The 22,828-nt window shown below is 64.4% G+C and carries 23 protein-coding genes; 10 read left to right on the forward strand and 13 right to left on the reverse strand.

Translation table 11 applies throughout. The features are described 5' to 3' along the window. Nucleotides 1-402: 402 nt before the first annotated feature. The 8 genes from tmcA to AB6M95_RS08485 form a co-directional block, all read right to left on the reverse strand. A complete protein-coding gene (gene tmcA, locus AB6M95_RS08450; protein WP_371386297.1) occupies nt 403-804 on the reverse strand; it encodes an acidic tetraheme cytochrome c3 TmcA in 402 nt (133 codons plus the stop codon). A gap of 9 nt (nt 805-813) precedes the next feature. Further along, entirely contained in the window at nt 814-2,133 is a 1,320-nt protein-coding gene (gene tmcB / locus AB6M95_RS08455) for an electron transfer complex ferredoxin TmcB (protein ID WP_371386298.1), read from the reverse strand. A 33-nt stretch (nt 2,134-2,166) separates the two neighbouring features. Continuing rightward, entirely contained in the window at nt 2,167-2,826 is a 660-nt protein-coding gene (gene tmcC, locus AB6M95_RS08460) for a TmcC family electron transfer complex membrane anchor subunit (protein ID WP_371386299.1), read from the reverse strand. 12 nt (nt 2,827-2,838) lie between these two features. Then, the gene (gene tmcD, locus AB6M95_RS08465) at nt 2,839-4,098 is read right to left on the reverse strand and encodes an electron transfer complex subunit TmcD (RefSeq protein ID WP_371386300.1); all 1,260 of its coding nucleotides are present in this window, start codon (nt 4,096-4,098) and stop codon (nt 2,839-2,841) included. A 695-nt stretch (nt 4,099-4,793) separates the two neighbouring features. Beyond that, nucleotides 4,794-5,963 carry a pilus assembly protein TadG-related protein gene (locus AB6M95_RS08470; protein ID WP_371386301.1) on the reverse strand — a complete coding sequence of 390 codons (1,170 nt, stop codon included), beginning with the start codon at nt 5,961-5,963 and terminating at the stop codon, nt 4,794-4,796. Between the two features lie 5 nt (nt 5,964-5,968). After that, a complete protein-coding gene (locus AB6M95_RS08475; protein WP_371386302.1) occupies nt 5,969-6,358 on the reverse strand; it encodes a TadE/TadG family type IV pilus assembly protein in 390 nt (129 codons plus the stop codon). Nucleotides 6,359-6,360: 2 nt separating this feature from the next. After that, nucleotides 6,361-6,768: a TadE family protein gene (locus tag AB6M95_RS08480; RefSeq protein WP_371386303.1), complete on the reverse strand. Its 408-nt coding sequence runs from the start codon at nt 6,766-6,768 to the stop codon at nt 6,361-6,363. Between the two features lie 309 nt (nt 6,769-7,077). After that, complete coding sequence (locus AB6M95_RS08485; protein WP_371386304.1) at nt 7,078-9,144, reverse strand: methyl-accepting chemotaxis protein; 2,067 nt, start codon at nt 9,142-9,144, stop codon at nt 7,078-7,080. A 228-nt stretch (nt 9,145-9,372) separates the two neighbouring features. Between AB6M95_RS08485 and AB6M95_RS08490 the strand changes: the two genes are divergently transcribed. The 8 genes from AB6M95_RS08490 to AB6M95_RS08525 are packed head-to-tail and all read left to right on the forward strand — an operon-like array spanning nt 9,373 to nt 15,758. Further along, nucleotides 9,373-9,678, forward strand: coding sequence for a c-type cytochrome (locus AB6M95_RS08490; RefSeq protein ID WP_371386305.1), 306 nt, complete (start codon nt 9,373-9,375; stop codon nt 9,676-9,678). A 10-nt stretch (nt 9,679-9,688) separates the two neighbouring features. Next, nucleotides 9,689-10,735, forward strand: coding sequence for an SCO family protein (locus tag AB6M95_RS08495; protein ID WP_371386306.1), 1,047 nt, complete (start codon nt 9,689-9,691; stop codon nt 10,733-10,735). Beyond that, entirely contained in the window at nt 10,736-12,358 is a 1,623-nt protein-coding gene (ctaD, locus tag AB6M95_RS08500) for a cytochrome c oxidase subunit I (RefSeq protein WP_371386307.1), read from the forward strand. Next, the gene (locus AB6M95_RS08505; RefSeq protein WP_371386308.1) at nt 12,345-12,941 is read left to right on the forward strand and encodes a cytochrome c oxidase subunit 3 family protein; all 597 of its coding nucleotides are present in this window, start codon (nt 12,345-12,347) and stop codon (nt 12,939-12,941) included. Before ctaD ends, AB6M95_RS08505 begins: the two co-directional genes overlap by 14 nt. A 10-nt stretch (nt 12,942-12,951) precedes the next feature. After that, nucleotides 12,952-13,245, forward strand: coding sequence for a cytochrome C oxidase subunit IV family protein (locus AB6M95_RS08510; RefSeq protein WP_371386309.1), 294 nt, complete (start codon nt 12,952-12,954; stop codon nt 13,243-13,245). Between the two features lie 3 nt (nt 13,246-13,248). Continuing rightward, nucleotides 13,249-14,472 carry a cytochrome c oxidase subunit II gene (gene coxB / locus AB6M95_RS08515; protein ID WP_371386310.1) on the forward strand — a complete coding sequence of 408 codons (1,224 nt, stop codon included), beginning with the start codon at nt 13,249-13,251 and terminating at the stop codon, nt 14,470-14,472. Continuing rightward, nucleotides 14,469-15,317, forward strand: a complete 849-nt coding sequence (locus AB6M95_RS08520) for a protoheme IX farnesyltransferase (protein ID WP_371386311.1) — start codon at nt 14,469-14,471, stop codon at nt 15,315-15,317. The genes coxB and AB6M95_RS08520 overlap by 4 nt, the downstream gene beginning before the upstream one ends. A gap of 18 nt (nt 15,318-15,335) precedes the next feature. Further along, nucleotides 15,336-15,758, forward strand: coding sequence for a hypothetical protein (locus AB6M95_RS08525; RefSeq protein WP_371386312.1), 423 nt, complete (start codon nt 15,336-15,338; stop codon nt 15,756-15,758). Between the two features lie 74 nt (nt 15,759-15,832). Here AB6M95_RS08525 and AB6M95_RS08530 read toward each other — a convergent pair whose 3' ends face one another. Continuing rightward, entirely contained in the window at nt 15,833-16,543 is a 711-nt protein-coding gene (locus AB6M95_RS08530; RefSeq protein ID WP_371386313.1) for an SIMPL domain-containing protein, read from the reverse strand. Between the two features lie 171 nt (nt 16,544-16,714). Between AB6M95_RS08530 and AB6M95_RS08535 the strand changes: the two genes are divergently transcribed. Then, entirely contained in the window at nt 16,715-17,260 is a 546-nt protein-coding gene (locus tag AB6M95_RS08535) for a TlpA disulfide reductase family protein (protein WP_371386314.1), read from the forward strand. Nucleotides 17,261-17,269: 9 nt separating this feature from the next. Further along, nucleotides 17,270-17,863 carry a peroxiredoxin gene (locus tag AB6M95_RS08540; RefSeq protein ID WP_371386315.1) on the forward strand — a complete coding sequence of 198 codons (594 nt, stop codon included), beginning with the start codon at nt 17,270-17,272 and terminating at the stop codon, nt 17,861-17,863. 1 nt (nt 17,864) lies between these two features. Here AB6M95_RS08540 and AB6M95_RS08545 read toward each other — a convergent pair whose 3' ends face one another. The 4 genes from AB6M95_RS08545 to AB6M95_RS08560 all read right to left on the reverse strand — a co-directional run bounded on the left by AB6M95_RS08545 (nt 17,865) and on the right by AB6M95_RS08560 (nt 22,823). Beyond that, on the reverse strand, nt 17,865-18,581 hold the full coding sequence (locus tag AB6M95_RS08545; protein WP_371386316.1) for a response regulator: 717 nt from the start codon (nt 18,579-18,581) through the stop codon (nt 17,865-17,867). Further along, nucleotides 18,578-20,587, reverse strand: coding sequence for an ATP-binding protein (locus tag AB6M95_RS08550; RefSeq protein ID WP_371386317.1), 2,010 nt, complete (start codon nt 20,585-20,587; stop codon nt 18,578-18,580). The genes AB6M95_RS08545 and AB6M95_RS08550 overlap by 4 nt, the downstream gene beginning before the upstream one ends. After that, complete coding sequence (locus tag AB6M95_RS08555) at nt 20,584-21,807, reverse strand: ABC transporter substrate-binding protein (RefSeq protein ID WP_371386318.1); 1,224 nt, start codon at nt 21,805-21,807, stop codon at nt 20,584-20,586. Before AB6M95_RS08555 ends, AB6M95_RS08550 begins: the two co-directional genes overlap by 4 nt. A 290-nt stretch (nt 21,808-22,097) precedes the next feature. Further along, entirely contained in the window at nt 22,098-22,823 is a 726-nt protein-coding gene (locus tag AB6M95_RS08560; RefSeq protein WP_371386319.1) for a 4Fe-4S dicluster domain-containing protein, read from the reverse strand. Nucleotides 22,824-22,828: the final 5 nt, after the last annotated feature.

A 22,828-nucleotide genomic window follows, 5' to 3' on the forward strand; every position in this document is an offset into this window, starting at 1 on the left:
GGCTGTGCGGGCTGGGGTGCCAGCAACGAAATGCTCAATCAGACGACCGGATATATGAGCCGACAAACGCGATCTTTTTAGCCTCATAGTCCCCCCTAATACGACGAGAGATCTATGTCAGCCCCAAACTTTTTATCGCCGCTTCGCGGGGGCAGCCCCTCCCAAATAAGCAATAGCGCCTTTGGATGTCCCGGCATCCAAACATCGCCCAAAAGAAATTCCAGTCCTCGGACCAGCCATTTCGTCCTCCACCACGGAGCGATTCGGGTGCGCAGCACCCGACAGCAGCTCTTGCTTTCCCCGTCGTACTTGCGCCCTCGGAAGCCGCCCCCCACTATACCTAAGAAAAAAGGCGGCTCCCCTGTGGAGCCGCCTTATTTTCGGGGGGTCTATCCTAATCTATTAGGATTTGGGATGGCACTGGGCGCAGGCCACGGGGCCCTTGCCTTGCTTCTTGTGGCAACCCTGGCACTGGAGGTGGTAGGCGCGCATGAGCGGGGTGCCGCCGTCGGTGCGCTTCTCCGCGTGGCAGGAGCTGCAGGGCTCGCCCTCGGAGGATGTCTCCATGTTTCGGGTGCCGTCGTCGTTCTTGGAATGGTGGCAGACGATGCAGTCGTCCAGGCCGGCCTTTTCGTTGTGCGCGTCATGGGCGAAGGGCACGCGGGGGCGTTCAAGCTTGGCGAAGCCGTCCGTGGGCACCTGGGTCATGTCGTCCTGGGAAAAGGCCGTGGGGGCCATGTACACGACGACCAGCAGAATGACGGTCAGCATGGAGGCCGCGAGCGTGAAGTTGTACTTTTTCATGGCGTCCTCCTAGACTTCCGGTTTTTCCATCAGTTCGTAGATGAGGTCACTGACGAACTTGCCGTGCATCCCGAGATCGTAGTAGCCGATCAGGTCTTCGATGCCGCCGTGGCAGTTGTGGCAGGGGATGACCACGTCGTGCACGCCGGTCGCCTTGAGCTGTTCGGCCTTGATGCGGTTGCCGGTCATGCGGGTGTTCTTGAACGGCGGCCCGCAGTTGATGACGCCGCCGCCCGCGCAGCAGCAGTAGTTGTGCTCGCGGTTGGGGGTCATCTCGACCACTTCCTTGCACAGGAAGTGGACCACGTCGCGCAGCTTGTCCATGAGGCCCCGGCCGCGGATGATGTTGCACGGGTCCTGAATGGTCACCGGGTTCTCGTACTGGTGGGTGATCTTGATCTTGCCCTCGTTGATCAGCTCCCAGTAGAACTCGATGGCGTGGTTGACCGGAACCGGCATCTTCTTGTGGCCGAGCCAGCGGTTGCCCATGTCGTAGACCGAGCGGAAGGCGTGGCCGCACTCGCCCATGACGATGCGCTTGACGCGCAGCTTCTGGGCGGATTCGTAGTGGGCGCGTTTGAGGCGGCCCATGTTTTCATAGTCGCCCACGAACATGCACATGTCCGAGTTGTCCCAACCCGGATGCGACGGCATGGTCCAGTCGATGCCGGCCGCGTTCATGATGGCCGCGGCCTGGTAGATGAGCTGGGTCCGGAACTTGGGTTCCGGGGCGATGACCGAGTAGTAGACGTCGGCCCCTTCCTTGTCGAGCGGGATGCGCAGGTCGGGGAACTCGTCCCGGGCCTCGTCCTCCTGCCACTGCAGGGAGTCGATCCACTCGTCGTCCTTGACCCACATCTGGTTCATGGTCGAGGCGTGGGAGTGGGCGGTGTCGCGGATATACTGCGGGACTACGTCCAGCAGGTAGCAGATGCGGCGCACCATGGACATGATGTAGCCGGTGTCGATGCCGATGGGACAGTAGTGGGCGCACCGTTTGCAAAGGTTGCATTCGGTGTAGGCCATCTGGGCCATCTCGTAGATCCGCTGGGGCGAGACCTTGCCCTTCTTGTCCATCAGTTCGTACATGGTCTCGGTGGCCTTGTTCACGGGCGAGTAGCTCGGGTCGGCGTCGTGGGACATGTAGTAGTGGCAGCCCTGCGAACAGAGGCCGCACCGCATGCACGTCTCCTTGTACGCCCGGAGTTTGGCACCGGTTTCACCTTTGAGCATCCGGTTGACCACCTTCTCGATCTTGTCGGTGGTCAACGCGTCGACGCCGGCTTGAAGGCCGACATCGGCTATGATTCTGTCAGCTATGTGACTCATTATTCGTACCTCGCGTTACTGTGATGGTTTGGCCTACCAGTCGTTGGCATGGCGGACGCCGCCGAACTCGGAACCCATGTACGCCCTGGTGAACAGGACGAACAGCGCGTGACTCAGACGGGTGAACGGGATCAGGGCGAGCAGCAGTTCCCCGGAGAGTACGTGCAGGGTGGTCATGACCAGGGGCGAGCCCACCTGATGGTAGGCCAGCACGCCGGTGATGAACGGCAGGGCAACGAGGACCAGGGCAAACCAATCCTGGCAGCGGGTGACGCCTTTGACGTGCGGCAGCGCGAAGCGGCGGTACGCGAAGACGGCGCAGCAGGCCAGGGCCACGAAGCTGACGATGTCGCCGAACTGCGAGGGCAGGCTCGGGATGGTGATGCCGAACGCGGTGTTCCACAGGACCACGTGCGCACCCAGGAACACGGCCACCAGCAGGAAGCAGAGGTGGAAGATGAAGGTGGTCACGGTCATCAGGGGATCGGACTTCCAACCCATGGACTTGAACGGGACCATCCACGCCAGGATGGAGCGGAGCCCGTAGTACCAGCTCATGTAGGCGATGGAGGAGCCGTCCTTGGCCTTGGCCAGCGAATACATGCTGACCAACCGGTAGATGGCGCCCAGGATGAAGATGCCGAAGGCGATCCAGGCGAGGGGGCCGGTGGCGAAGACATAGAAATCAGTCATATCTGCTCCCCCTTAAAAGTCGCATACTTCCGCGACGATGCGGATGTAGCTGTTGTTCTCGATGGCGCGGATGAGCACCTTGGTGCCGTCCTCGCTGAAGATCGGGGGCCACACGGCGTCGAAGTCCCGTTCATAGGACTTGCCGTTGACCAGAATCCGGAATCTGCCGTTCTTTTCCACCTTGGCGGCGACCGTCTTGGAGTCCTTCGAAAAGACCGCGGGCCAGGCCATGTCGTAGGTGCCGGACCAGGGGGTGCCGTCCACCACGATGCGGAAGTCCTTGTTGCAGTCGGAGGCCAGGATCGCGGCGCGCTGGCCGTCGGGGCTGACCACCAGGTCGGACACGGTGGGCCAGGTCTCGTTCCAGGCGGCGTTGTTCACGCAGGCGGTGAACTGGCCGTAGCTGGTGGCCACCACGCCCCACAGCTTCTCGCCGGAGGCGTCGTACTGGAGGTAGAAACACTGGACGTAGCGGGGTTCCCACAGGGTCTGGCCGTCTTTGGCCACGCCCCACTTGCCGGCCACGCGGACCGGAGCGGCCACGCCGCCGTCCTTGGGACAGAAGACCGGTTCCCAGACCTGGTTGTAGCTGACTGGCCAGGGCTTGTCGTCGACCACGATGGTGTGATCGTACACCGTGGTCCGGCAGGTGGCCGCCAGGGAGTCGCCGGAGTCGTTGAACACCGGGTTCCAGATGTTGACGTAGCGGCCCTTCCAGGCCTCGCCGTCCACGGCCACGGTGTACACGCCGCGCTTGAACCCCTCGAGGTCGGCGGCGGCCAGGCTCTGGGCCTGGACCACGGTGGCGGTGTGCGCGCCGTTCTTGGACAGGGCGGGCATGTTGGCGTTTTCAAACAGGGTTTCCCACGGCTCGCCGTTGACGCACATGCCGTACCGTTCCTCGGACTTGTACATGGTGGCGATGACGGAGCCGTCCTCGCTGAACATGGTGTCCCAGATGTAGTCGGTGGTTTCGCCCATGGCTTCGCCGTCCACCGTCAGGACCCATTCCATGTCCTGCTGGCAGATGGCGGTCAGGCGGCCGTCAGGGGAGAATTTCGGATACCAGATCTTTTCGAACGTGGCTTCCCAGACCGAGTCGTTGGTTCGAACGGAGAATTCGCCGTCGCCGACCTTGACGATCGCGACGAAAGTCTCGCCGTCGGGCGAGACGTACGGCTCTTCCTGCCATTCGTGTCCTTCGAGGAGGGAGAGGGATTTAACGACCGTTTTTTGGCCGGGTTCCCAATCCCAAGAGGAGATTTTTCCCATAGCACCCCCTTGTGTTGTGACACCGCCCCCAGGGGGCGGCAAAAAATCATCCCGCCCATGGGCGAGACCGTTCATTCAACGCGGGGTCGTGTGCATCAGGCGGCGTTCACTCCGGGCCATCCCGACACGGACATCGGATTGCAGCCATCCTCCGGGCCACTGCGGGCGGTCCGGGGGGTGTGTCTGAATCCAAGGGATGCCCCGTCGACTGGTGGTGAAGCCGTCGGAAACGATCCGACCGGGATCGCCGCTTTCGACGCTTTCGACTCCCAAGGATTCGAGGCGGTCCGGCGGCCTGCGCCGTCCGAACCAGGAAGTGCATCCCTTCCCGAAGTGCACCCTCGATTCCGTTGCTGATACCAGCTAGAATCTCGGCCCCAAGGCACGGCTTTGCAGGAAATGCTCAAACATTTCCGCATGTTACCCACAACCCGCAACCTCTTGGCCTGAGACAGAGCTATGTATAAGCACATGGCAAGAAAATAGTCCATTCTTTTCAGAGTTAAATGGGTATTCCACACCTGTCAGGTTCGTTATTTTACAGTAAAATAGCCAAAAGAACCCCTGATTTGGCTCAACGGCGGGGTTGGGGGACGTTTTCCCCCTGAAAAAGGAGGATTCGCCAGGTTGCGGCAGGGACGGCGGCCGTGTCGGCCGACGTCCCTGCCGGAGGACGAATGGGGGGAGGAGAGGGGCTATTGTCTGCTTGAATCGAGCATGAGGCGGCTGATGCGCAGGAGGCAGTCCGAGCCGTCGGCATCGGGGTCCACGGCCACGGTGTTGATGAACCGCGCCTGGACGTTGCCCGAGCTGTCCACGTTCTCGATGAAGAAGGCGCCCATTTCGTAGACGATCAGGGTGTTGCGTCCGCCGCTGGGCGGGTAGCGCGGGTCGTAGAAGGAGATGATGACCACGCGCGGGCTGTCCATGGGATCGCTGAAGGAGCTGCCCTCGATGGCGTTGGTGGATTGGTCCCAGGCGGCGTAGGGGTCGAGGCCGATGAGGGTGGACGCCCCGGCCTTGACCGGGCCGGCGGAGTTGCCGGGCTCCAGCAGCAGCTCGTCGCCCGGGGCCACGGTGGCCAGGCTGTTGGAGCCGGTGCATCCCTCGATGTTCTCCTTGACCATGGCCGCGCCGGTGACGGGGTCGCCCTTGTTCACCGGGGGCAGGTCCACCAGGTTGTACTGGCCGGGCACGATGGTCAGGCTCGGGTCGCCGGGCTTGATGATGATCTGGGTGCCCACGTCGTCCTGGGTGTAGCCCAGCACGTTGACCGTGGCCATCTCCTGGGGGCTTTCCACGTCCAGGGTTTCGTTCTGGTAGTACTTGGTCCCGGGAGCGGCATCGTCGTCCCACTCGTACTTGGTGGGCACCACGAAGGGCTTGGCGCACTTGCTCGAGCACATGCCCGCCAGCCCGGCGCGCGAGGTTACGGTGATGTCCATGGAGGGGCGGCCCACGGCCTTGCCGAAGTACAGGGGGAAGGCGTTCTCGCGTTGTCCGGTCAGGGAGATGGTCACCTCCACCTGGTTGGGGGCCTGCTCGTCGGGCACGCCGTCGCGCAAAAAGACGATGTCCGCGTCGGTCAGGGCCTTGGCGGGCGCGTCGGCCTCGGTCAGGTTCCGGGTGGCGTAGTTGGTCACGATGAGGCGGAGCTTTTCCATGTCCCGGCCTTCGGCCAGCAGGGAGTTGGCCCCGGCCAGGGCCCCGGCGTCGGCCGCCGTCTGCAGGGCGCTGCGCTTCAGGTAGGCCCGCCCGAGGTCCACGGCCAGGGCGGTCAGGCCCATGAGGGCGGCCATGCACATGCTGACCAGCACGGTGGCGAAGCCGCGTTCGTTGTTCAGTCTGCGGAGAAAATCGCGCATGGCCGTTACTCCATCTTGGCGCGGGCCACCGTGGTCATCCCGCCGGGCATGAGGTTCTCCCAGGGGTACACGGTGCTGTCCGCGAAGTTGTAGTTCAGGGAGACCGAGACCTCTTGGCCCAGGTCGCGGTCCTCGGGGCCGACCTCGACGGACACGGTCAGGTTGTCCGCGGTCAGTCCTTCGGAGGCCACGTAGGCGCGCACCGTCTCGGCGGGGTCGTCGCCGCGCGAGGCCATGATCACGCCCTCGCGGGCGGCCCGGGTCAGAATCTGGTTCATGTCTATCATCCTGGCCGCGTCCCAGATACCGGCCAGGAGGGGGGCCAGGAGCAGGGACATGAGCAGGGCGAATTCGATGATCGCGCTACCGCGTCGGCTGTCGGTGTTCTTGCGCATGGCTACCTCTCGTGCGTCATGACGGCCGTGGCCGTCACCCGGCTGCACCAGTCCGCCATGGACGGGATCAGGTTGTCGATGACCAGGAAATCGAAGGGCACGGACACGGTCACGTCCACGGGCCGGGACGGCTCGCGCGGGCCGACCTCCACCGAGGAGTCCTGGTTGACGCCGCCGGCGAGCAGCTTCTCCCGGACTTCGGTCTCTATCTGGTCGAGGCTCGTCTCGTTGAGCACGGCCATGCGCGCCCCTTCGAACGCGGCGTCCCGGACCACTCCCTGGGTCCAGAACAGCCGGGCCGCGTCCATGACGCCCATCAGGAGCATCAGGAAGATGGGCAGGAGCATGGCCATCTCCACCGCAGCCAGCCCGAGCCGCTTCGTCCCGCTCGTGTCGCTTCGTCTCATCATCGCATCCTCCAATCGGAATGTGCATTGTACGAAGCAAGGGACATGCCATGAAAATGCCGCAAAAAAAGTTTATAATACACTTTAACTATTGAATAAAAAAATGTGACCGAATCGGTGATGTCGTCGTAGGCCGCCCTCGTCTTCCACGATTGATGGAGTAAAACAGGGCCACGAAGTCTATTTTTAATGGATACATGTGGCCTTTTGCAGTGAGGTCGGAGGGTTGTGTTCGTCTATATCGTATGGCGGGACGAAAAAAAGGCGGCCCCGATGCCGGGGCCGCCCTTTACAGGGTGCGGAACAGGGAGATCAGAACCGCTCGAAGGTGTCGTCCCCGTCGTCCAGGTCGATGTCCGCGCCGACCACGGGTTGGGGGGCCGAGGCCTTCCGGGCGGCCGGGGGGAGCATGGCGGGCCTGGAGCCGTTCCCGGACTTGGGCTTGGACGGTCCGGCAGGCAGGGCTCCGGTGGAGCCATGGCCCAGGTTGAAAAAGCCCATGGTCGCTTCGAGCTGCACGGCGTGAGACGACAGTTCCTCGGCCGTGGAGGCGATTTCCTCCGAGGAGCTGGCGTTGGTCTGGACAACGGAGTCCAGCTGCTGGAGGGCGCTGTTGATTTCGGTGGCGCCCGCGTTCTGCTCGTTGCTGGCTGCGGATATTTCCTGGATCAGCTCGGCGGTCTCCTCGATGCTCGGGACTATGGAGTCGAGCATCTTGCCGGCGCGGGTGGCCACCTCCACGCTGGAGGCGGACAGTTCGCCGATCTCGGCGGCGGCGGTGCCGCTGCGTTCGGCCAGCTTGCGCACCTCGGCCGCGACCACGGCGAAGCCCTTGCCCTGTTCGCCTGCCCGGGCGGCCTCGATGGCCGCGTTTAGGGCGAGCAGGTTGGTCTGCCGGGCGATCTCCTCGATGATGGAGATTTTCTCGGCGATCTGGGTCATGGCTTCCACGGTCTGACGCACGGCCTCGCCGCCCTTGCGGGCCTCGTCGGCGGTGCGCACGGCGATCGTCCCGGTCTTGTTGGAGCTCTCGGAGTTCTGGCTGATGCTTGAGGACATTTGCTCCATGGAGGCCGAGACCTCCTCCACGGCGGCGGCCTGTTCGGTGGCCCCCTGGCTCATGGTCTGGGAGGAACCGGCCAGCTCTTCGGAGATGGAGGCCACGTTGGAGGCCGAATCCTGGACCTCGAAGACGATGGCCCGGAGCTTGTCGATCATGACGCCGATGGCCTTGGCCAGTTGGCCGATTTCATCCTTGCGGTTCACGTTCAGGCGCACGGTGAAGTCGCCCCCGGACAGGGACTCGGCCACGCTCGCGGCCTGCTTCATGACCGAGGCCATTCTGGAGGAGAAGACCAGGGTGACCGCCACGGAGGCCAGGATGAACAGGAGCGAGATGAGCACGTAGGTCCAGATGGTCCGGTTGACCACCACGCCGAGGTCGGCCATGCGCGCCTCGACCCGGGCCACTTCGGCCTGGCCGAGCCGGTCGATGGACCCGCGCATGGCTTCGAAGGTCTTCTCGCTTTCGGCCAGCAGGGTGATCCGCTTGAGATTCTTGTCCGCGTTGGCCGTGGACAGGTCGACCACCGTCTTGCTGTGCGCGGCCCACGTGTCGAGCTGGGACTGGAAGTCCTTTTCAAATTTCTGGCCCTCGGGACCGAGGAGCCTCGCCCCCTGGATCACGCGGTCGCGGGTCTGTCCCAGATTCTCGGTAAAGGAGTCGGCCCATTTCTTGATCTCCGTCGGATCGATGCTGCGGATGACCAGGAGCTGGGCAACGTAGGCCTGGTAGGCGTCGCGATCGGCGTTGAGGATCAGGGAGAAGGCGTTTTCGGTGCGCATGCGCTCGCCCTCGGGCAGCAGGGAACTCTTCAGCCGCGTGTCGGCGATCTCGCCGAGCTCGTTGATGATTTCGCGCATGGAGTCGAAAGAGCCCACGGCCGCCTTCTCCTCCTTGTCGCGCTCCAGGTTGGCGGCCAGGGTCTCGGCGGTCAACGCCAGGATGGTGTTGTTGGCCGTTTCCCATTGCTTGAAATCCGTTTTGAAGGTGGCGAAGTCGCCGTCCATCTCCGGGCTGAAGTTCTTTCCCGGGCCGGTGATTCTGTCCCAGGTCTGCTGCATGTTCTCGACGCAGGCGGCCTTTTCCGCGTTCAGGGCCTCCACGGAGGACGCGGTTTCCGCCTTCATGACCGCCACCTGGGCCTGATAGGCGTCGCGGTCGGCGTCGATCATGGTGGCCCTGTCCATGTGCAGTCCGTTCACCGAAACCATGTTCGAGTCCAGGATGTTGAAACTGGTCAATCCCACGACGAAGATGATCAGGATGGCGGAAACCGGCAGGCCGGTGATCAACAGCAATTTCCATTTAATACCCATACAGTGCCTCCAAAGGTTCGTTGCCGGGTCGCGCAGACCCGGTTTTAATGACTATATGGTGTATGTGGTAAAATAGGCTATTAGAAAATTGACGAGATGGCGCAACGGGCGGCGAATTCCTGCCGAATCGTTATTATTGCGCGGCGGTGGTTTGAAAAAACTTGAAAAAAGTTTATTGTGGCCAATAGGAATCGCACTGTAACCCCCATTCTAACCGTAGAGGACGATATGAAAAAACTGCTGGCTGTATTGACCATCGTGTGTTGTTTCGGCGTGACCGCCGCCTTTGCCGTGGACGGCGGGGATCTCTACAAGAAACGGTGTGCGGCCTGCCATCGCGACGGAACCGAGTCTTCCAAGGCGGGCGGCGACGTGGTCCTGAAGGGACAGACCGCCCAGGAGATCGAGATGAAGCTCACGGGCTACAAGGACGGCACCTACGGCGGGGCCAAGAAGCGGACCATGGAGCGCATGGCCGGCCAGTTGACCCCGGAAGACATCAAGGCCCTGGCCGCCTACGTCGGTTCCCTCTAGGATAAGGCGAATGCGTTTACTGATTCCGTTGCTCGTTCTCGCCGCCCTGCTGGCCGCCCCCTGCTGGGCGGCCGGCGGGACCGAGGACAGGGACAAGGGCGTCGAAGCGGCGCGGGAATCCCTGGAACATGCGGGTCCCGAGGTGGACGGCCGCGACCTGGGCAGTCCCGACATGGGCAGTCCCGAGCTCGACCGCCGGGGCGGCCCGGACCTGGACGACCTGTCCAAGCCGGACATGGGCAGCTCGGACACGGACGGTCAAAGCGTGACTGGTCCTGACATGGGCGATCACGACATGGGCGACCAGTCCATGAACGAATCCCACGACCATGCCAAGATGATGGAGGAGGCCGGGAAGGCCGACCTCCCGGTGGGCATCGAGGAGCATCTCGGGGCCCAGCTCCCGGACGTGCCCTTCACCGACTCCGAGGGCAATCGGGTGACCCTGCCCGAGCTGGCCGACGCGCCCATCCTGCTGCTGCCCATCTATTACCGCTGCCCGGACGTGTGCAGCCTGCTCCAGGGCTCGGTGGCCTCCATCCTGCCCCAGGTGAAGCTGACGCCCGGCAAGGAGCTCAAGGTGGTCTCCCTGAGCTTCGACCCCCACGAGACCGTGAAGGACGCGGCCCGGGCCAAGCGCAACTACACGGCCATCGCGGGCGACGCCTTCCCGGCCGAATACTGGACCTTCCTGACCGGCGACCAGGCGTCCATCGACGCCACGCTCAAGGCCATCGGCTACACGGTCCAGAAGCAGGGCGGGCTGTGGGCCCACCCGGTGGCGGCCATCGCGGTGGCCCCCGGCGGCAAGGTGGTCCGCTATCTCTACGGCTCCAGTTTCCTGCCCTTCGACATCACCATGGCGGGCACCGAGGCCGCCCAGGGCAAGACCGGGCTGTCCGTGAAGCGGCTGCTTTCCTTCTGCTACAACTATGATCCCCAGGGGCGGCGGTACGTCTTCGACATCCTGCGCGTGTCCGGGTTCACCATCGTCGGGTTCGTGGCCATCTTTCTGGCCTGGCTGCTGCTCGGCGGCAAGAAAAAGAAGAGGCGCTAGATGGCGACGGAGGCGGTGAGTCCCGGTTTCATGGCATCGGGCGGCAAGTCCTGGGTCCGCGAGTGGCTGTTCACGCTGGATCACAAGCGCATCGGCATGCTCTACCTGTGGTGCATCACGCTCTTCTTCGCGATCGGCGTGTGCATCGGCATGGTCATCCGGATGGAGCTCTTCTGGCCGGGCAAGGATTTCATCGGCCAGCAGGCCTACAACGCGCTGTTCACCGTGCACGGGGTGATCATGATCTTCATCGTGGTCATTCCGAGCATCCCGGCGGCCTTCGGCAACCTCTTCCTGCCCCTGCAGCTGGGGGCCGAGGACGTGGCCTTCCCGAGGCTGAACACGTTCTCGTTCTGGCTGTACGTCATCGGCGGGGCCACGGCGCTGATCTCGCTGTTCACCGGCGGGGGCGCGCCCGACACGGGCTGGACCTTCTACGTGCCGTTTTCGGCCGTGACCACCACCAACGTGTCCGTGGCCGTGGCCGGGGTGTTCATCCTCGGCTTCTCGTCCATCCTCACGGGGTTGAATTTCATCGTCACCATCCACCGGCTGCGCGCGCCGGGGCTGACCTGGACCCGGCTGACCCTGTTCGCCTGGGCGCTTTACGCCACGGCCTGGATCCAGGTCCTGGCCACGCCCATCCTGTCCATCACCGTGGTCCTGATCATCGTCGAGCGGCTGCTCGGCCTGGGCATCTTCGACCCGGCCCGGGGCGGGGACCCGATCCTCTACCAGCACCTGTTCTGGATCTATTCGCATCCGGCGGTGTACATCATGATCCTGCCCGCCATGGGCGTCATTTCGGACATCATCCCGGTCTTCTGCCGCAAGTCCATCTTCGGCTACAAGACCATCGTGGGCTCGTCCCTGGCCATCGCCTTCGCGGGCTCCCTGGTCTGGGCGCACCACATGTTCGTGTCCGGCATGTCCGACACGGCGGTCATGGTCTTCTCGTTTCTGACCTTCATCGTGGCCGTGCCCTCGGCGGTCAAGGTCTTCAACTGGCTGTCGACCATGTACAAGGGGTCCATCCGGCTGGAGCCGCCGCTGATCTACGCGCTCGGCTTCATCTTCCTCTTCGCCATGGGCGGCATCACCGGCCTGGTGCTCGGCTCCGCGGGCACGGACATGCACGTCCACGACACCTACTTCGTGGTCGGCCATTTCCACTACGTCATCTTCGGCGGTACGGGGTTTGGCATGTTCGCGGCCATCCACTACTGGTTCCCCAAGATGTACGGGCGCATGTACAACCGCAAGCAGGCGATCACGGCGGCCCTCATCCTGGTCGTCGGCCTGAACGGGCTGTATTTCCCCATGTACCTCCTCGGGCTGGAGGGCATGCCCCGGCGCTACTACGACTACCTGCCGCAGTTCACCTCGCTGCACCGGCTGTCCACCTACGGCTCCTGGATCACCTTCGCGGGGCTCGCGCTGATGTTCTGGAACCTGATCCATTCGCGCTACCGGGGCGAGCCCGTGGGCCGCAACCCGTGGAAGGCGGCCACCCTGGAGTGGACCCTGCCGTCCCCGCCGCCCACGCACAACTTCGACACCGAGCCGGTGGTCACCCACGGACCCTACGACTTCAGCGAAGTGAGGGACGATGACCATGCATAGGGACTACCAGGGCGCCAAGATGGGCATGTGGCTCTTCCTGTTCACGGAGATCCTGCTCTTCGGCGGCCTGTTCGTGCTCTACTCGGTGACGTTCGGGCGCTACCCCACGGAGTTCCACGAGGCGAGCCTGCTTCTGGACGTGACCATGGGGACCACCAACACCGTGGTCCTGATCACCTCGAGCCTGTTCGCGGCCCTGGCCGTGGTCGGCCTGCAGCGGGGCGACCGCAGGCTGGCCCAGGTGTTCATGGGGGGGACCCTGATCCTGGCCTGCTGCTTCCTGGTCATCAAGTATTTCGAGTGGTCCCACAAGATCCACTTGGGCATCTACCCCGGCGGGGAGACGCTCATCCAGTGGGAGCCGGGCAAGCAGGCCTTTTTCGCCCTGTACTATGTCATGACCGGGCTGCACGGGCTGCACGTGATCATCGGCATGGGCGTGTTCCTGTGGGTCTGGACCCGCATCGCGGTCGGGACGTGCACCCCGGAGCATTCCGTGGCCCTGGAGAACGCCGGGCTGTACTGGCACCTGGTGGACCTGATTTGGATCTACCTTTTTCCGCTCTATTACCTCATCACCTAGGCGGGCAGGCATGAACGAGAACGAACAGACGAAACACCACGGTCCGGGCTACGGCCTGTTCGTGGCGGTATGGGCCGGGCTCATGGTCCTCACGGCCATCACCGTGGAGGTGTCCACCATCCACCTCGGCTTTTTCAACGTGATCTCGGCCATGACCATCGCCTCGATCAAGGCGTCCCTGGTGGTCTTCTTCTTCATGCATCTCAAATACGAGAACTGGACGCTCAAGACCATGGTCCTGGTGGCCTTCGTCATCCTGGCCATCTTCATCGGATTCACCTTTTTCGACACCGCGAACAGGTAGCCCATGTATCCGCAGATATTCACCGCCGCCGAGGGAGTGGACCAAGCCTTTCTGATCATCCTCGGATTCGCCGTGTTCATCCTGGTGGCCGTGACCGTGACCATGCTCTATTTCCTGTGGCGCTATCACTACACGCGCAACCCGCAGCCCACGGAGATCAAGGGGTCGGTCACCCTGGAGATCCTCTGGACCGTCCTGCCCCTGCTCATCGTGCTCGGCCTGTTCTGGACCGGCTGGACCTCGTTCAAGGCCATGCGCAACATCCCGGAAGGGGCCATGACCGTGGGCGTGGAAGGGCGCATGTGGTCCTGGCGGTTCACCTACGCCAACGGCAAGACCTCCAAGGAGCTGGTCATCCCGGTGGACACCCCGGTCAAGCTGGCCCTGACCACCCGCGACGTGATCCATTCCTTCTACGTCCCGGCCATGCGCGTGAAGTGGGACCTGGTGCCCGGCATGGACACCCAGGCCTGGATACAGTCCGACACCGTGGGCGACTTCGACATCTTCTGCGCCGAGTACTGCGGGCTCAAGCACGCGGACATGATCACCATCCTGCGGGTGGTGGACAAGGACGAGTTCGACTCCTGGCTGAACGGCGAGAAGGATCCCGCCGAGGAGGAGCTGGGCATGTCCCTGCTCGAGGAATTCGGCTGCTTCGAGTGTCACTCCATGGACCTGTCCTCCGAGTCGGCCCCGAGCCTGCTCGACCTGGGCAACCGCGAGGAGACCGTGGTCCTGCCCGACGGCAAGGAGAAGAAGATCCGGCCCGACGAGGCGTACATCCGCCAGTCCGTGCGCGATCCGGGCGCGGCCGTGGTCAAAGGGTGGGACGACATGATGCCGACCTACGGCAAGGAACTGTCCGACGCCCAGCTGGGCGTCATGGCCGCCTACCTGCTCAAGGGCGGGCAGGGCAAGGACAAGGGCGCGGCTCTGGCCGACGAGCTCGGCTGCCTGGGCTGCCACACCACGGACGGCACGGACGACGTGGGCCCGACCTTCCTCGGCCTGTACGGCAGCGAGCGCAAGGGCAAGACAGCGGACGGCAAGCCCTACGAACTCGAAGCGGACGACGGTTACATCCGCCGGGCCATCACCGACCCGGGGGCCGACGTGCCCGAGGGGTTCGACGACGGGATGCCCGCCTTCGACGACCTGGACGCGGCCTCGTTGGACCAGCTCGTCGGCTACATCAAGTCCCTGGGGAAGAAGGACGCCGAATGATCCCGGACCGTATCACCTCCGTTTTCCCGCTGATCCGGCCCAAGGTCAGCCTGGCCGTGGCCGCCGGGAGCCTGTTCGGCGCGCTCTACCACGTCCATCTGTACGGCGGCCCGGACCACGCCTTTCCGGCGGCGGCCGGGGCCTTCCTGCTCTGCGGCGGGTGCTCGGCCCTGAACCAGGTCCAGGAGCGCGGCCGCGACGCGCGCATGGAACGCACCCGGAACCGGCCCCTGGCCTCCGGGCGCATGACGCCCGCGCTCGGCCTGCTGTGGGCCGCGCTGTTCGGCCTGGCCGGGCTCGCACTGTTCTTTTGGGCCGGGGGGTGGCCGACGCTGCTCGCCGGGCTCGGCGTGGTCGCCGTGTACAACGGCCTGTATACCCCGCTGAAGCGGGTCTCGCCCATGGCCCTGCTGGCCGGGGGCGTGGCCGGGGCCGCGCCGCCCCTGACCGGCTGGCTGGCCGCCGGGGGAGGGTGGCTCGACCCGCACATCCTCGGGGTGGCCGTGATCTTCTACCTCTGGCAGGTGCCCCATTTCTGGCTGCTGGCCGAAAAGCACCGCGAGGACTACGGCCGCGCCGGGTTCGCCGTGCTGCACGTGGGCCTGTCCCCGGCCGTGCGCGCCGGGCTCATGGCCGTCTGGGTGGCCGCGTACTTCGTGGGTCTGAGCTGCTTCGCGGGCCTGGCCGGACCGGCCTCCCTGCGCTTCATCGTCCCGCCCGGGCTGCTTCTGGCCGGGGGTGCGGCCGCCTGGCTGGCCGCCTCGAACCGGCACAAGCCCGCCCTGGCGGCCATGCACCTGTCTCTGCCCCTGGGGCTCGCCCCGCTCCTGTTCGCCACCGTCTAACCCTCTTCAAGGACGACCATGCTCTGGATACATCCCCTCCTCCAGCTCGCGGCCCTGCTCATCGCCATCCGGGTCCTGTTCATGGGCATCAACCGGTTCCGCTTCCAGCATCTCAAACGGAAATGCCCCTTCGACTGGAAGGGGCACGTCAAATACGGCAAGGTCGCGGCCTGGCTCTGGATGGCCGGGCTGGTGCTCGGCCTGTACATGGCCCAGCAAAGCTGGGGCGCGCTGGGGCTGACCGGGCCGCACTATGACGTGGGCATGCTCATGTGGCCGTTCATCCTGGTCGGCCTGGTCACCGGCTACATCCTGCAGAAGCCGAGCGGCAAGCGCCCCGGCATGGCCCTGGTCCACGGCGCGTCCAACGCGGTCGCCTTTGTCCTGGCCCTGCACCAGACCTGGTCCGGGGTGGAGGCCGTCCGGCTCCTGCTGCTCTAGCCGGTCGATGGATTTCCGCAATACAAAGGCCGCTCCCATTGCCGGGAGCGGCCTTTGTGTTGTGTTGGCGGGGGCTAGTCCTCCAGGAAGTAGTCCACGCTGGTGACCACCCGGACCTTCTTGATCTCCGGGGTGTACTGGTCGCGGTCCTGGAGGGAGAAGTATCCCTGGGAGGCGCGCCGGATGCCGCCCACGCGGGAGCCGGAGTCCTCGGCGAACTGTTTGGCCGCGTCCCGGGCGTTGCGTGTGGCTTCGGCGATCATGTCCGGCTTGATCTTGTTCAGGCCGGTGAAGGCGAAGGTCGGGCGGAATTCATAGTTCTGGACCAGGAGCACGCCACGCGAAACCAGTTCGCCCGCCACGGACATGCCCTTCTTGACCTTGGCGATGTCGTTCGAGCGCACGGTGACGACCGCCTGGGCCGTGTAGCGGTGCACGGGCCGCTGGTTGGGCGAGTTGTACTGGTTTTCCTGCACCTGGGGGGCCGCGTTCATGATCTCGGCCTGGCCCAGCCCCTGTTCGTTCAGAAAGTCCAAAACCTTCTTGCGGGAGTCGGCCAGGGCGGCGTCGAGGTCGGGCAGGGTGTCGGCGGCCACGCTGAAGCTGATGGGCCACATGGCCAGGTCGGCGGGCACCTCGCGTTCGGCCAGGCCCTTGACCGAGACGAAACGGTCCATGGCCTTGAAGTCGACCAGGGCCCCGGCCAGGACCCAGCAGCCGGCCACGAAGCCGATGGCCAGGATGAAGCCTTTCAACAGGGAGGGGACGACGGGTCTCTGTTCCATGATGGTTCCTTTTTTTGTTGGGGATGCTGTCCAGTCTGGAACAATACCGCGATCCCCCGGGTCAGGCAAGGTGCGGAAGCGGCCGAGTGAGGCGTGTTGTTGCCGAATTCCGCGTTTTGGGATTATACTGGATATCTTGTACCGGACCCCTAACGCGACGAGGACGACGCCATGAAACGATATCTCCCGGCCCTGGCCGCCTGCCTGTTCATGGCGGCCGCAACGTTTGCGACCGCAGCCCCGGTCACCGACGTGTTCCCCGACGTGGCGCTCGAGGGCGAAATCAGCCCGGAGCAGCGCCAGTACCTGGGCGTCCACGACGGGGACATCCGCCTCTCGGACATTGATGCCGACTTCGCGTTTGTCGAGGTCTTCAGCATGTACTGCCCCATCTGCCAGCATGACGCGCCGGGGGTGAACGACATGTTTTCCCGGGTCCTGGCCTCGGACAAGGCGGACAAGGTCCGGTTCGTAGGCATTGCCGCAGGCAACACGCCCTTCGAGGTGGCCTTCTACCGCAAGAAGTTCGACGTCCAGTTCCCGCTCTTCGAGGACCCGGACTACGTTGCCCACAAGGCCGTGGGCGACGTGGGCACCCCGGCCTACTACCTGGTCGACCTGCGCGACCGCAAGCGGGCCATCCTGGTCTTCCACGAGGGCGAGATCAAGGACAAGGGAGCGTTTTTGAAGAATATGCTGGAATTGATCGGGAAGTAGGAGGGAGCCATGAAACGCGCACTGCTTTTCTCACTGCCGGTCTGGGGGCTGCTCGCCTGGGTCCTGCTGGCTTCGGCGGCCCTGGCCGGTCACGTGGAGACCTTCGACCCCGGCCGCCTCAAATCCACGGATTCGACCCTCAAGGTCAAGGTGGGCGACACGGCCCCGGACTTCACCTTGCCGTCCATCAAGGGGGGCACGGTCTCCCTGAGCGACTATCGCGGAAAGAAGAACGTGGTCCTGTCGTTCGTCCCGGCGGCCTGGACCCCGATCTGTTCGGACCAGTGGCCGGGCTACAACCTGGCCCTGGACATGTTCCACGGGCTCGGCGCCGAGGTCATCGGCATCAGCGAGGACAACATCCCGTCCCAGGCCATGTGGGTCAAGGCCATGCACGGCCTTGACTTCCCGGTGCTGTCGGATTTCTGGCCCCACGGCAAGGCGGCCGGGGCGCTCGGCATCCTGCGCTCCGACGGCATGGCCGAGCGGGCCATCGTGATCATCGATAAACAGGGCGTCATCCGCTACATCGACGTCCACGACATCAATTCGCGGCCCGACTTGGGCGGCATCATCCACGAGCTGGAAAAGCTCGCCCGGTGACCTAGCCCCCGGTCAGGTTCGTGGTCTCCTGGTCGAACAGTTCGGCGTACCGGGTGATGCCCAGGGCCTCGAACACGGACCGGAAGTTGCTCGACAGCCCGGCCAGGAAAATCCGCGTGCCCGAGCCAGCGTTGCCGCGCAGCAGCTCGGTCAGGCCGGTGATCCCAGCCCCGTTGATGGAGGCGTTCTTCTCGAATTCGATGAGCACGGCCTCCTTGTCCATGTCCACGGCCTTTTCAAACGCCTCGGTCAGCCGGGGCATGGTCATGGCCGAGACGTTGCCGCGCACGCCGATGACCGCGGCCCGGTTCTTCTCCTCCAGGACCACCTGTCCCTCCGCGTTGCGCGCGATGGTCATGCGCTCCTTGGCGCGGGTCAGGGCCTTTTCCAGGGCCTCGCGCTTGAGCGGCTTGTTGATGAAGTCCGTGGCGTCGAGGTTCAGGGCCTGGATGGCCAGGTCCATGTCGCCGTGCCCGGTGATGACGATGACCTCGGTGGCGGGGTTCAGCTTCTTGATGGCCTTCAGGGCCTCGATACCGTCCATGATCGGCATCTTGATGTCCGTCAGCACCAGTTCCGGGGCCTCGCGCCGGAATGTCTCGACCCCCTCGCGGCCGTTCTCGGCGGTCAGGACCTCGTAGCCGTAGGCCGAGAGCAGCAGGGTGAACATCTTCAGGGTGGGCCGTTCGTCGTCTATGACCAGTACTTTGTCGTTCATGCCTTGGACTCTCCTCGCGCGGTGGCGGCAGGGAACTCCATGCGGAAGACCGTGCCTTGTCCCTTGCTGCTTTCGATGCGGATCTCTCCGCCGTAATCCTTGATGATGCCGTAGGTGATCGCCAGGCCCAGGCCCATGCCCTGGCCCGCTTCCTTGGTGGTGAAAAACGGTTCGAAAATCTTCTGCCGATCCTTCTCGTCTATGCCGCCGCCCGTGTCCTCCACCTCGATGAACACCTTGCTCTCGTCGTCGCCGGTGCGGATGATGATCCGCCGGTCCCCGCCGCCGTCCGCGTGGGACACGTCGTTGATGGCATCGCGGGCGTTGGTCACCAGGTTGAAGATGACCTGCTGCAACCGGTTGGAGTGGGCCCGCACCGGGGACAGCCCCTCGGCCAGCTTGAGCTCGAAGCGGATGTTGTCCAGCTCGAACTGGCGGCGGACCATGGACAGGACCGCCCGCACCGGCTGGTTCAGTTCCACGGACTCCTCCATGAGGTCGGACTTGCGGCCGAAGGAGCGCAGGGTGTCGATGATCTCGGCGGCCCGGTCCACCTGGGCCGAGATCTCGTTGACCACCTCCTCGAAGTGTTCCTTGGGGATCTCCAGGTCCTCCTCGCGCATCATGGACAGGAATTCGCTGCCCACCTTGATGGCGTTGAGGGGCTGGTTGATCTCGTGGGCCACGCCGGCCGACATCTCGCCCAGCGACTTCATCTTGGCCGCCTGAATGAGCTGGGCGTCCTTCTCGATCAGCTCGGTGATGTCCGTGACCGCGATGATGATGGCCTGCTTGCCCCGGTAGGAGATGGGGCAGGCGTGCATGTTCACGAAGAAGGGCTCGCCGCCGTTCTTGTAGTGCAGCCGCTTGGGGTAGTAGACGCACCCGCCGCCGCCCTCGGTGAAAAAGTCCAGGCAGGCCGGGTTGTGCTCCGGGCCGAGGTCCAGGAAGGGCATGCCCAGCAACTGCTCGCGGGGGTAGCCGTAGAGCTCGGTGGTCCGGGGGTTGGCGTCCCGGATGGTCCCGCTGGCGCAGTCCACCACGAAGATCGGGTCCGGGCCGGAGTCGAACAGGGAGCGGTATTTTTCCTCGGACTCGCGCAACCTGCGGCGATAGAGCTTGATGGACCAGACCATGTTGCGGAAGGAGTCGCCGAGCTGGACCACCTCGTCGCCCTGGTGCTTGCGGTAGAAGGCGCAGTCCGCGCACTTGCGGTGGGTCTCGGCGGGCGTCTGGCCGCTGCGCGACTGGTCGAAGTGCCAGCAGGGCAGGTCCGTGTTGGTGAAGGCCGGGCACTCGGCCGAGTTCCAGTCCTCTCCCGAGCCGAGCTTGAGCGGGATGTCGAAGTTGCCCCGGCTGATCTCGTCGGACAGGCGGGTCAGGTCCGAGACCGGCTTGGTGATGTACTTGGACAGCCAGGAGGACAGGATGACGGTGATGACGACCACGGCCGAGATGAAGCCGAGGAAGGCCACGCGCAGCTTGCCCACCAGGGTGTCGATGTGGCGCTTGTTCAGCCCCACGTGGACCGTGCCGATGCGGTACAGCCCCTCGTTGATGGCCGCGGCCAGGTCGTAGACCTCCTGGTTGCCCAGCTCAATGAGCTTGATGGCGTCGGGCCGGCCCGGCGGCAGGGTGTTGGCGCGCAGGTTGTCGGGCAGCCTGTGGGTCAGGGTGTGGGCCAGGATGTTGCCCGCCTGGTCCTCGATGAAGATGTAGGCCACCAGGTCCTTGCGCTGCCGCAGCCTGGCCTCGTCGAAGATGAGCACCAGCAGCTTGGGGATGTCGTTGTCCAGGATGTAGGAACCGCCGCGCTCGGCCACGGAGTGGGCGATGGCGAATCCGCGCATCTCCAGCTCGTTGGTAAGGGAGGAGACCAGGATCCAGCGCGAGATCAGGGCGATGGCCACGGAGATGAACAGGACCGCGGCCAGCATGGAGAAGAGCAGCTTTTCGCGTAGGCCGATGCGGGTGAATCGGGCCGCCATGCGTTCGCCGAAGGTCATTGCGGCCTCCCCAGCTCGCCCTTGAACTCGGCCCAGTCCGTGAAGGGGATGAACTTGCCGTCGTGCAGCTTGGTGAAGTGGATGGCGTCCAATCCCTGACGGTCATAGGGGCCGTAGGTGATGGTCAGGTTCGGCCCGAGCTTGAAATCCTTGATGGATTCGATGGCCCGGATGAACCCCTCGCGGGTCAGGTCGCGGCCCGCCCGGCGCAGCCCCTCGACCAGGATCTCGGCGTTGAGGAACCCTTCGAGCCCGACGAAGCTCGGGGTGTCGTCCGGGTAGTAGCGCCGGAGCAGCTTGACGTAGTTGGAGGCCGAGTCGTTCTTGTCGTCGGACTCCACGGGCGGGGGGACCACCTGGGACATGAACACGTGGGCCGGGGAGGCCCTGCCCACGCGCCAGGCCAGTTCCTCGGCGCCGACGAACGACACGGTGTAGAAGATCGGGTTGTAGCCCTCTTCCTCGGAAAGATTGATGAACCGGGCGCAGGCCCCGTAGGTGCCGATCATGACCACGGCCTCGGCCCCGGACCTGCGGATGCGGTCCAGGCCGTCCTGGACGTCCAGGGTGCCCCGGATGTAGGAGCCGCGCGCCACGGGCTCCAGTTCGAATTTCTTCAGCGCCAGCTCGGTGCCGATGAGGCCGTCGAAGCCGTAGGCGTCGTATTGGTAGAAGACCGCGATCTTGGTCAACCCCAGGTCCTCGACCATGTGCCGGACCGCGGCCATGGTCTCCTGGTAGTAGGAGGCGCGGATGTTGATGACGTAGCGGTTGGGCGGCTGCCTGAGCGCGTTGGCCCCGGTGAACATGCCGATGAGCGGGACCTTGGCGTCCTCCACCAGGGGCAGGGCCTTCACGGTGGTCGGGGTGCCCACGTAACAGAACAGGGCGAAGACCTTCTTGTCGATGATGAAGCGCTGGGTGTTGGCCAGGCACTGGGGCGGGTCGTAGGAGTCGTCCAAGGCCTCGATCCGGATCCTGCGGCCGTGGACCCCGCCCTGCTCGTTGACGTAGCGGATGTAGGCCAGCGCGCCCTGCAGGGTCTGGGTGCCGAGGTAGCCCGCGTGGCCGGACAGGGGCAGGGAGGAACCCAGGGTGAGGAGGTCGTCGGTCACGCCCGGCGTCCCGGCGTCCTCGGCGGCGGTCTTTTCGGACCGGCCGCACCCGGCAAGGGCCAGCGCCAGGCAGATGAGGATGCAGAGAACAGGGACTTTTCGCACGGTTCGGCTCCATGTTGGGGTCGGCGACCAGATTATTGCCACTACCCGTTACCGTCTCGACGTTCAAAACACAAGAAGGGACCATTTCCCCACAATGCAACATCGTTTTTCGCCCCGATTCCGGGGAAAAGACCCCGGCAGGACGGGCCTGCCGGGGTCATGAAAAACTCCGCTTGCCCCGATGGCCTGTCGGGCCGCCGGACGGTGTGGCTTACGGAGGTGTTCCCGCATGAAGCGTTCGAGATGGAGAACCCCGGCGCGGGGGAAAACCCGCGCCGGGGGGATGATCGTTAGGAGGTCATGCGTTTGACCGGGCGTCCCAGGCTGGCCAGGAACTGCTTCCTGGACATGGGGCCGCGCCGGATGCCGGAGGCATCGGCGGACAGGGACTCGTAGTAGCTGTCCGGATCGGTCTGCACCAGGTAGATGACCCGCACCGAATCGGCGTCCACCAGCTCCGCGTCGGGGTACTTCTCGGCGGCGGCCGCCAGGCGCTCCTCGGCCAGGGCCAGCATCTCGTCCCGTTCACCGAAGTTCATGGTGCCGGTGGGACAGGTCTGGACGCAGGCGGGCAGGAGCCCGACCTTGACGCGGTCGATGCACATGTCGCACTTGACCACCCGGCCGGATTTCTCTTCCACGCGGGGGATGTTGTACGGACAGGCCATGGAGAAGGCGTCCTTGTCGGGTTCGTCGGCGGTCAGATCGGTGTAGACCACAGCGCCGGTCTCCTGGTCATGGATGATCGAACCGGGAATGGTCATGGCATCCAGGCAGGGCGGCTCCACGCAGTGGCGGCATTGTTCCGGGAAGAACAGCCACTGCATGCCGTTGTCGGTCTCCACTTCCTCGAAGCGGACCAGTTTGAGGGTCGAGCCGGAGAGGTCCTTGGGGTTCTGATGGGAGCCCCAGTTCTCGGTCTTCTCGGCGGGCAGCTTCTTCCATTGCTTGCAGGCAACCTGGCAACCACGGCAGGCCGTACACTTGGTCAGGTCGATGAAGAATGTCTTACTCATGTGTC

It is taken from the genome of Pseudodesulfovibrio karagichevae (genome assembly GCF_041414475.1).
In the GTDB taxonomy this organism is placed as follows: domain Bacteria; phylum Desulfobacterota; class Desulfovibrionia; order Desulfovibrionales; family Desulfovibrionaceae; genus Pseudodesulfovibrio; species Pseudodesulfovibrio karagichevae.

What these genes read in the sequence shown, in the direction of transcription:
- tmcA (WP_371386297.1), bottom strand. Translation starts at nt 804, where the DNA reads ATGAAAAAGTACAACTTCACGCTCGCGGCCTCCATGCTGACCGTCATT.
- tmcB (WP_371386298.1), bottom strand. Translation starts at nt 2,133, where the DNA reads ATGAGTCACATAGCTGACAGAATCATAGCCGATGTCGGCCTTCAAGCC.
- tmcC (WP_371386299.1), bottom strand. Translation starts at nt 2,826, where the DNA reads ATGACTGATTTCTATGTCTTCGCCACCGGCCCCCTCGCCTGGATCGCC.
- tmcD (WP_371386300.1), bottom strand. Translation starts at nt 4,098, where the DNA reads ATGGGAAAAATCTCCTCTTGGGATTGGGAACCCGGCCAAAAAACGGTC.
- AB6M95_RS08470 (WP_371386301.1), bottom strand. Translation starts at nt 5,963, where the DNA reads ATGCGCGATTTTCTCCGCAGACTGAACAACGAACGCGGCTTCGCCACC.
- AB6M95_RS08475 (WP_371386302.1), bottom strand. Translation starts at nt 6,358, where the DNA reads ATGCGCAAGAACACCGACAGCCGACGCGGTAGCGCGATCATCGAATTC.
- AB6M95_RS08480 (WP_371386303.1), bottom strand. Translation starts at nt 6,768, where the DNA reads ATGATGAGACGAAGCGACACGAGCGGGACGAAGCGGCTCGGGCTGGCT.
- AB6M95_RS08485 (WP_371386304.1), bottom strand. Translation starts at nt 9,144, where the DNA reads ATGGGTATTAAATGGAAATTGCTGTTGATCACCGGCCTGCCGGTTTCC.
- AB6M95_RS08490 (WP_371386305.1), top strand. Translation starts at nt 9,373, where the DNA reads ATGAAAAAACTGCTGGCTGTATTGACCATCGTGTGTTGTTTCGGCGTG.
- AB6M95_RS08495 (WP_371386306.1), top strand. Translation starts at nt 9,689, where the DNA reads ATGCGTTTACTGATTCCGTTGCTCGTTCTCGCCGCCCTGCTGGCCGCC.
- ctaD (WP_371386307.1), top strand. Translation starts at nt 10,736, where the DNA reads ATGGCGACGGAGGCGGTGAGTCCCGGTTTCATGGCATCGGGCGGCAAG.
- AB6M95_RS08505 (WP_371386308.1), top strand. Translation starts at nt 12,345, where the DNA reads ATGACCATGCATAGGGACTACCAGGGCGCCAAGATGGGCATGTGGCTC.
- AB6M95_RS08510 (WP_371386309.1), top strand. Translation starts at nt 12,952, where the DNA reads ATGAACGAGAACGAACAGACGAAACACCACGGTCCGGGCTACGGCCTG.
- coxB (WP_371386310.1), top strand. Translation starts at nt 13,249, where the DNA reads ATGTATCCGCAGATATTCACCGCCGCCGAGGGAGTGGACCAAGCCTTT.
- AB6M95_RS08520 (WP_371386311.1), top strand. Translation starts at nt 14,469, where the DNA reads ATGATCCCGGACCGTATCACCTCCGTTTTCCCGCTGATCCGGCCCAAG.
- AB6M95_RS08525 (WP_371386312.1), top strand. Translation starts at nt 15,336, where the DNA reads ATGCTCTGGATACATCCCCTCCTCCAGCTCGCGGCCCTGCTCATCGCC.
- AB6M95_RS08530 (WP_371386313.1), bottom strand. Translation starts at nt 16,543, where the DNA reads ATGGAACAGAGACCCGTCGTCCCCTCCCTGTTGAAAGGCTTCATCCTG.
- AB6M95_RS08535 (WP_371386314.1), top strand. Translation starts at nt 16,715, where the DNA reads ATGAAACGATATCTCCCGGCCCTGGCCGCCTGCCTGTTCATGGCGGCC.
- AB6M95_RS08540 (WP_371386315.1), top strand. Translation starts at nt 17,270, where the DNA reads ATGAAACGCGCACTGCTTTTCTCACTGCCGGTCTGGGGGCTGCTCGCC.
- AB6M95_RS08545 (WP_371386316.1), bottom strand. Translation starts at nt 18,581, where the DNA reads ATGAACGACAAAGTACTGGTCATAGACGACGAACGGCCCACCCTGAAG.
- AB6M95_RS08550 (WP_371386317.1), bottom strand. Translation starts at nt 20,587, where the DNA reads ATGACCTTCGGCGAACGCATGGCGGCCCGATTCACCCGCATCGGCCTA.
- AB6M95_RS08560 (WP_371386319.1), bottom strand. Translation starts at nt 22,823, where the DNA reads ATGAGTAAGACATTCTTCATCGACCTGACCAAGTGTACGGCCTGCCGT.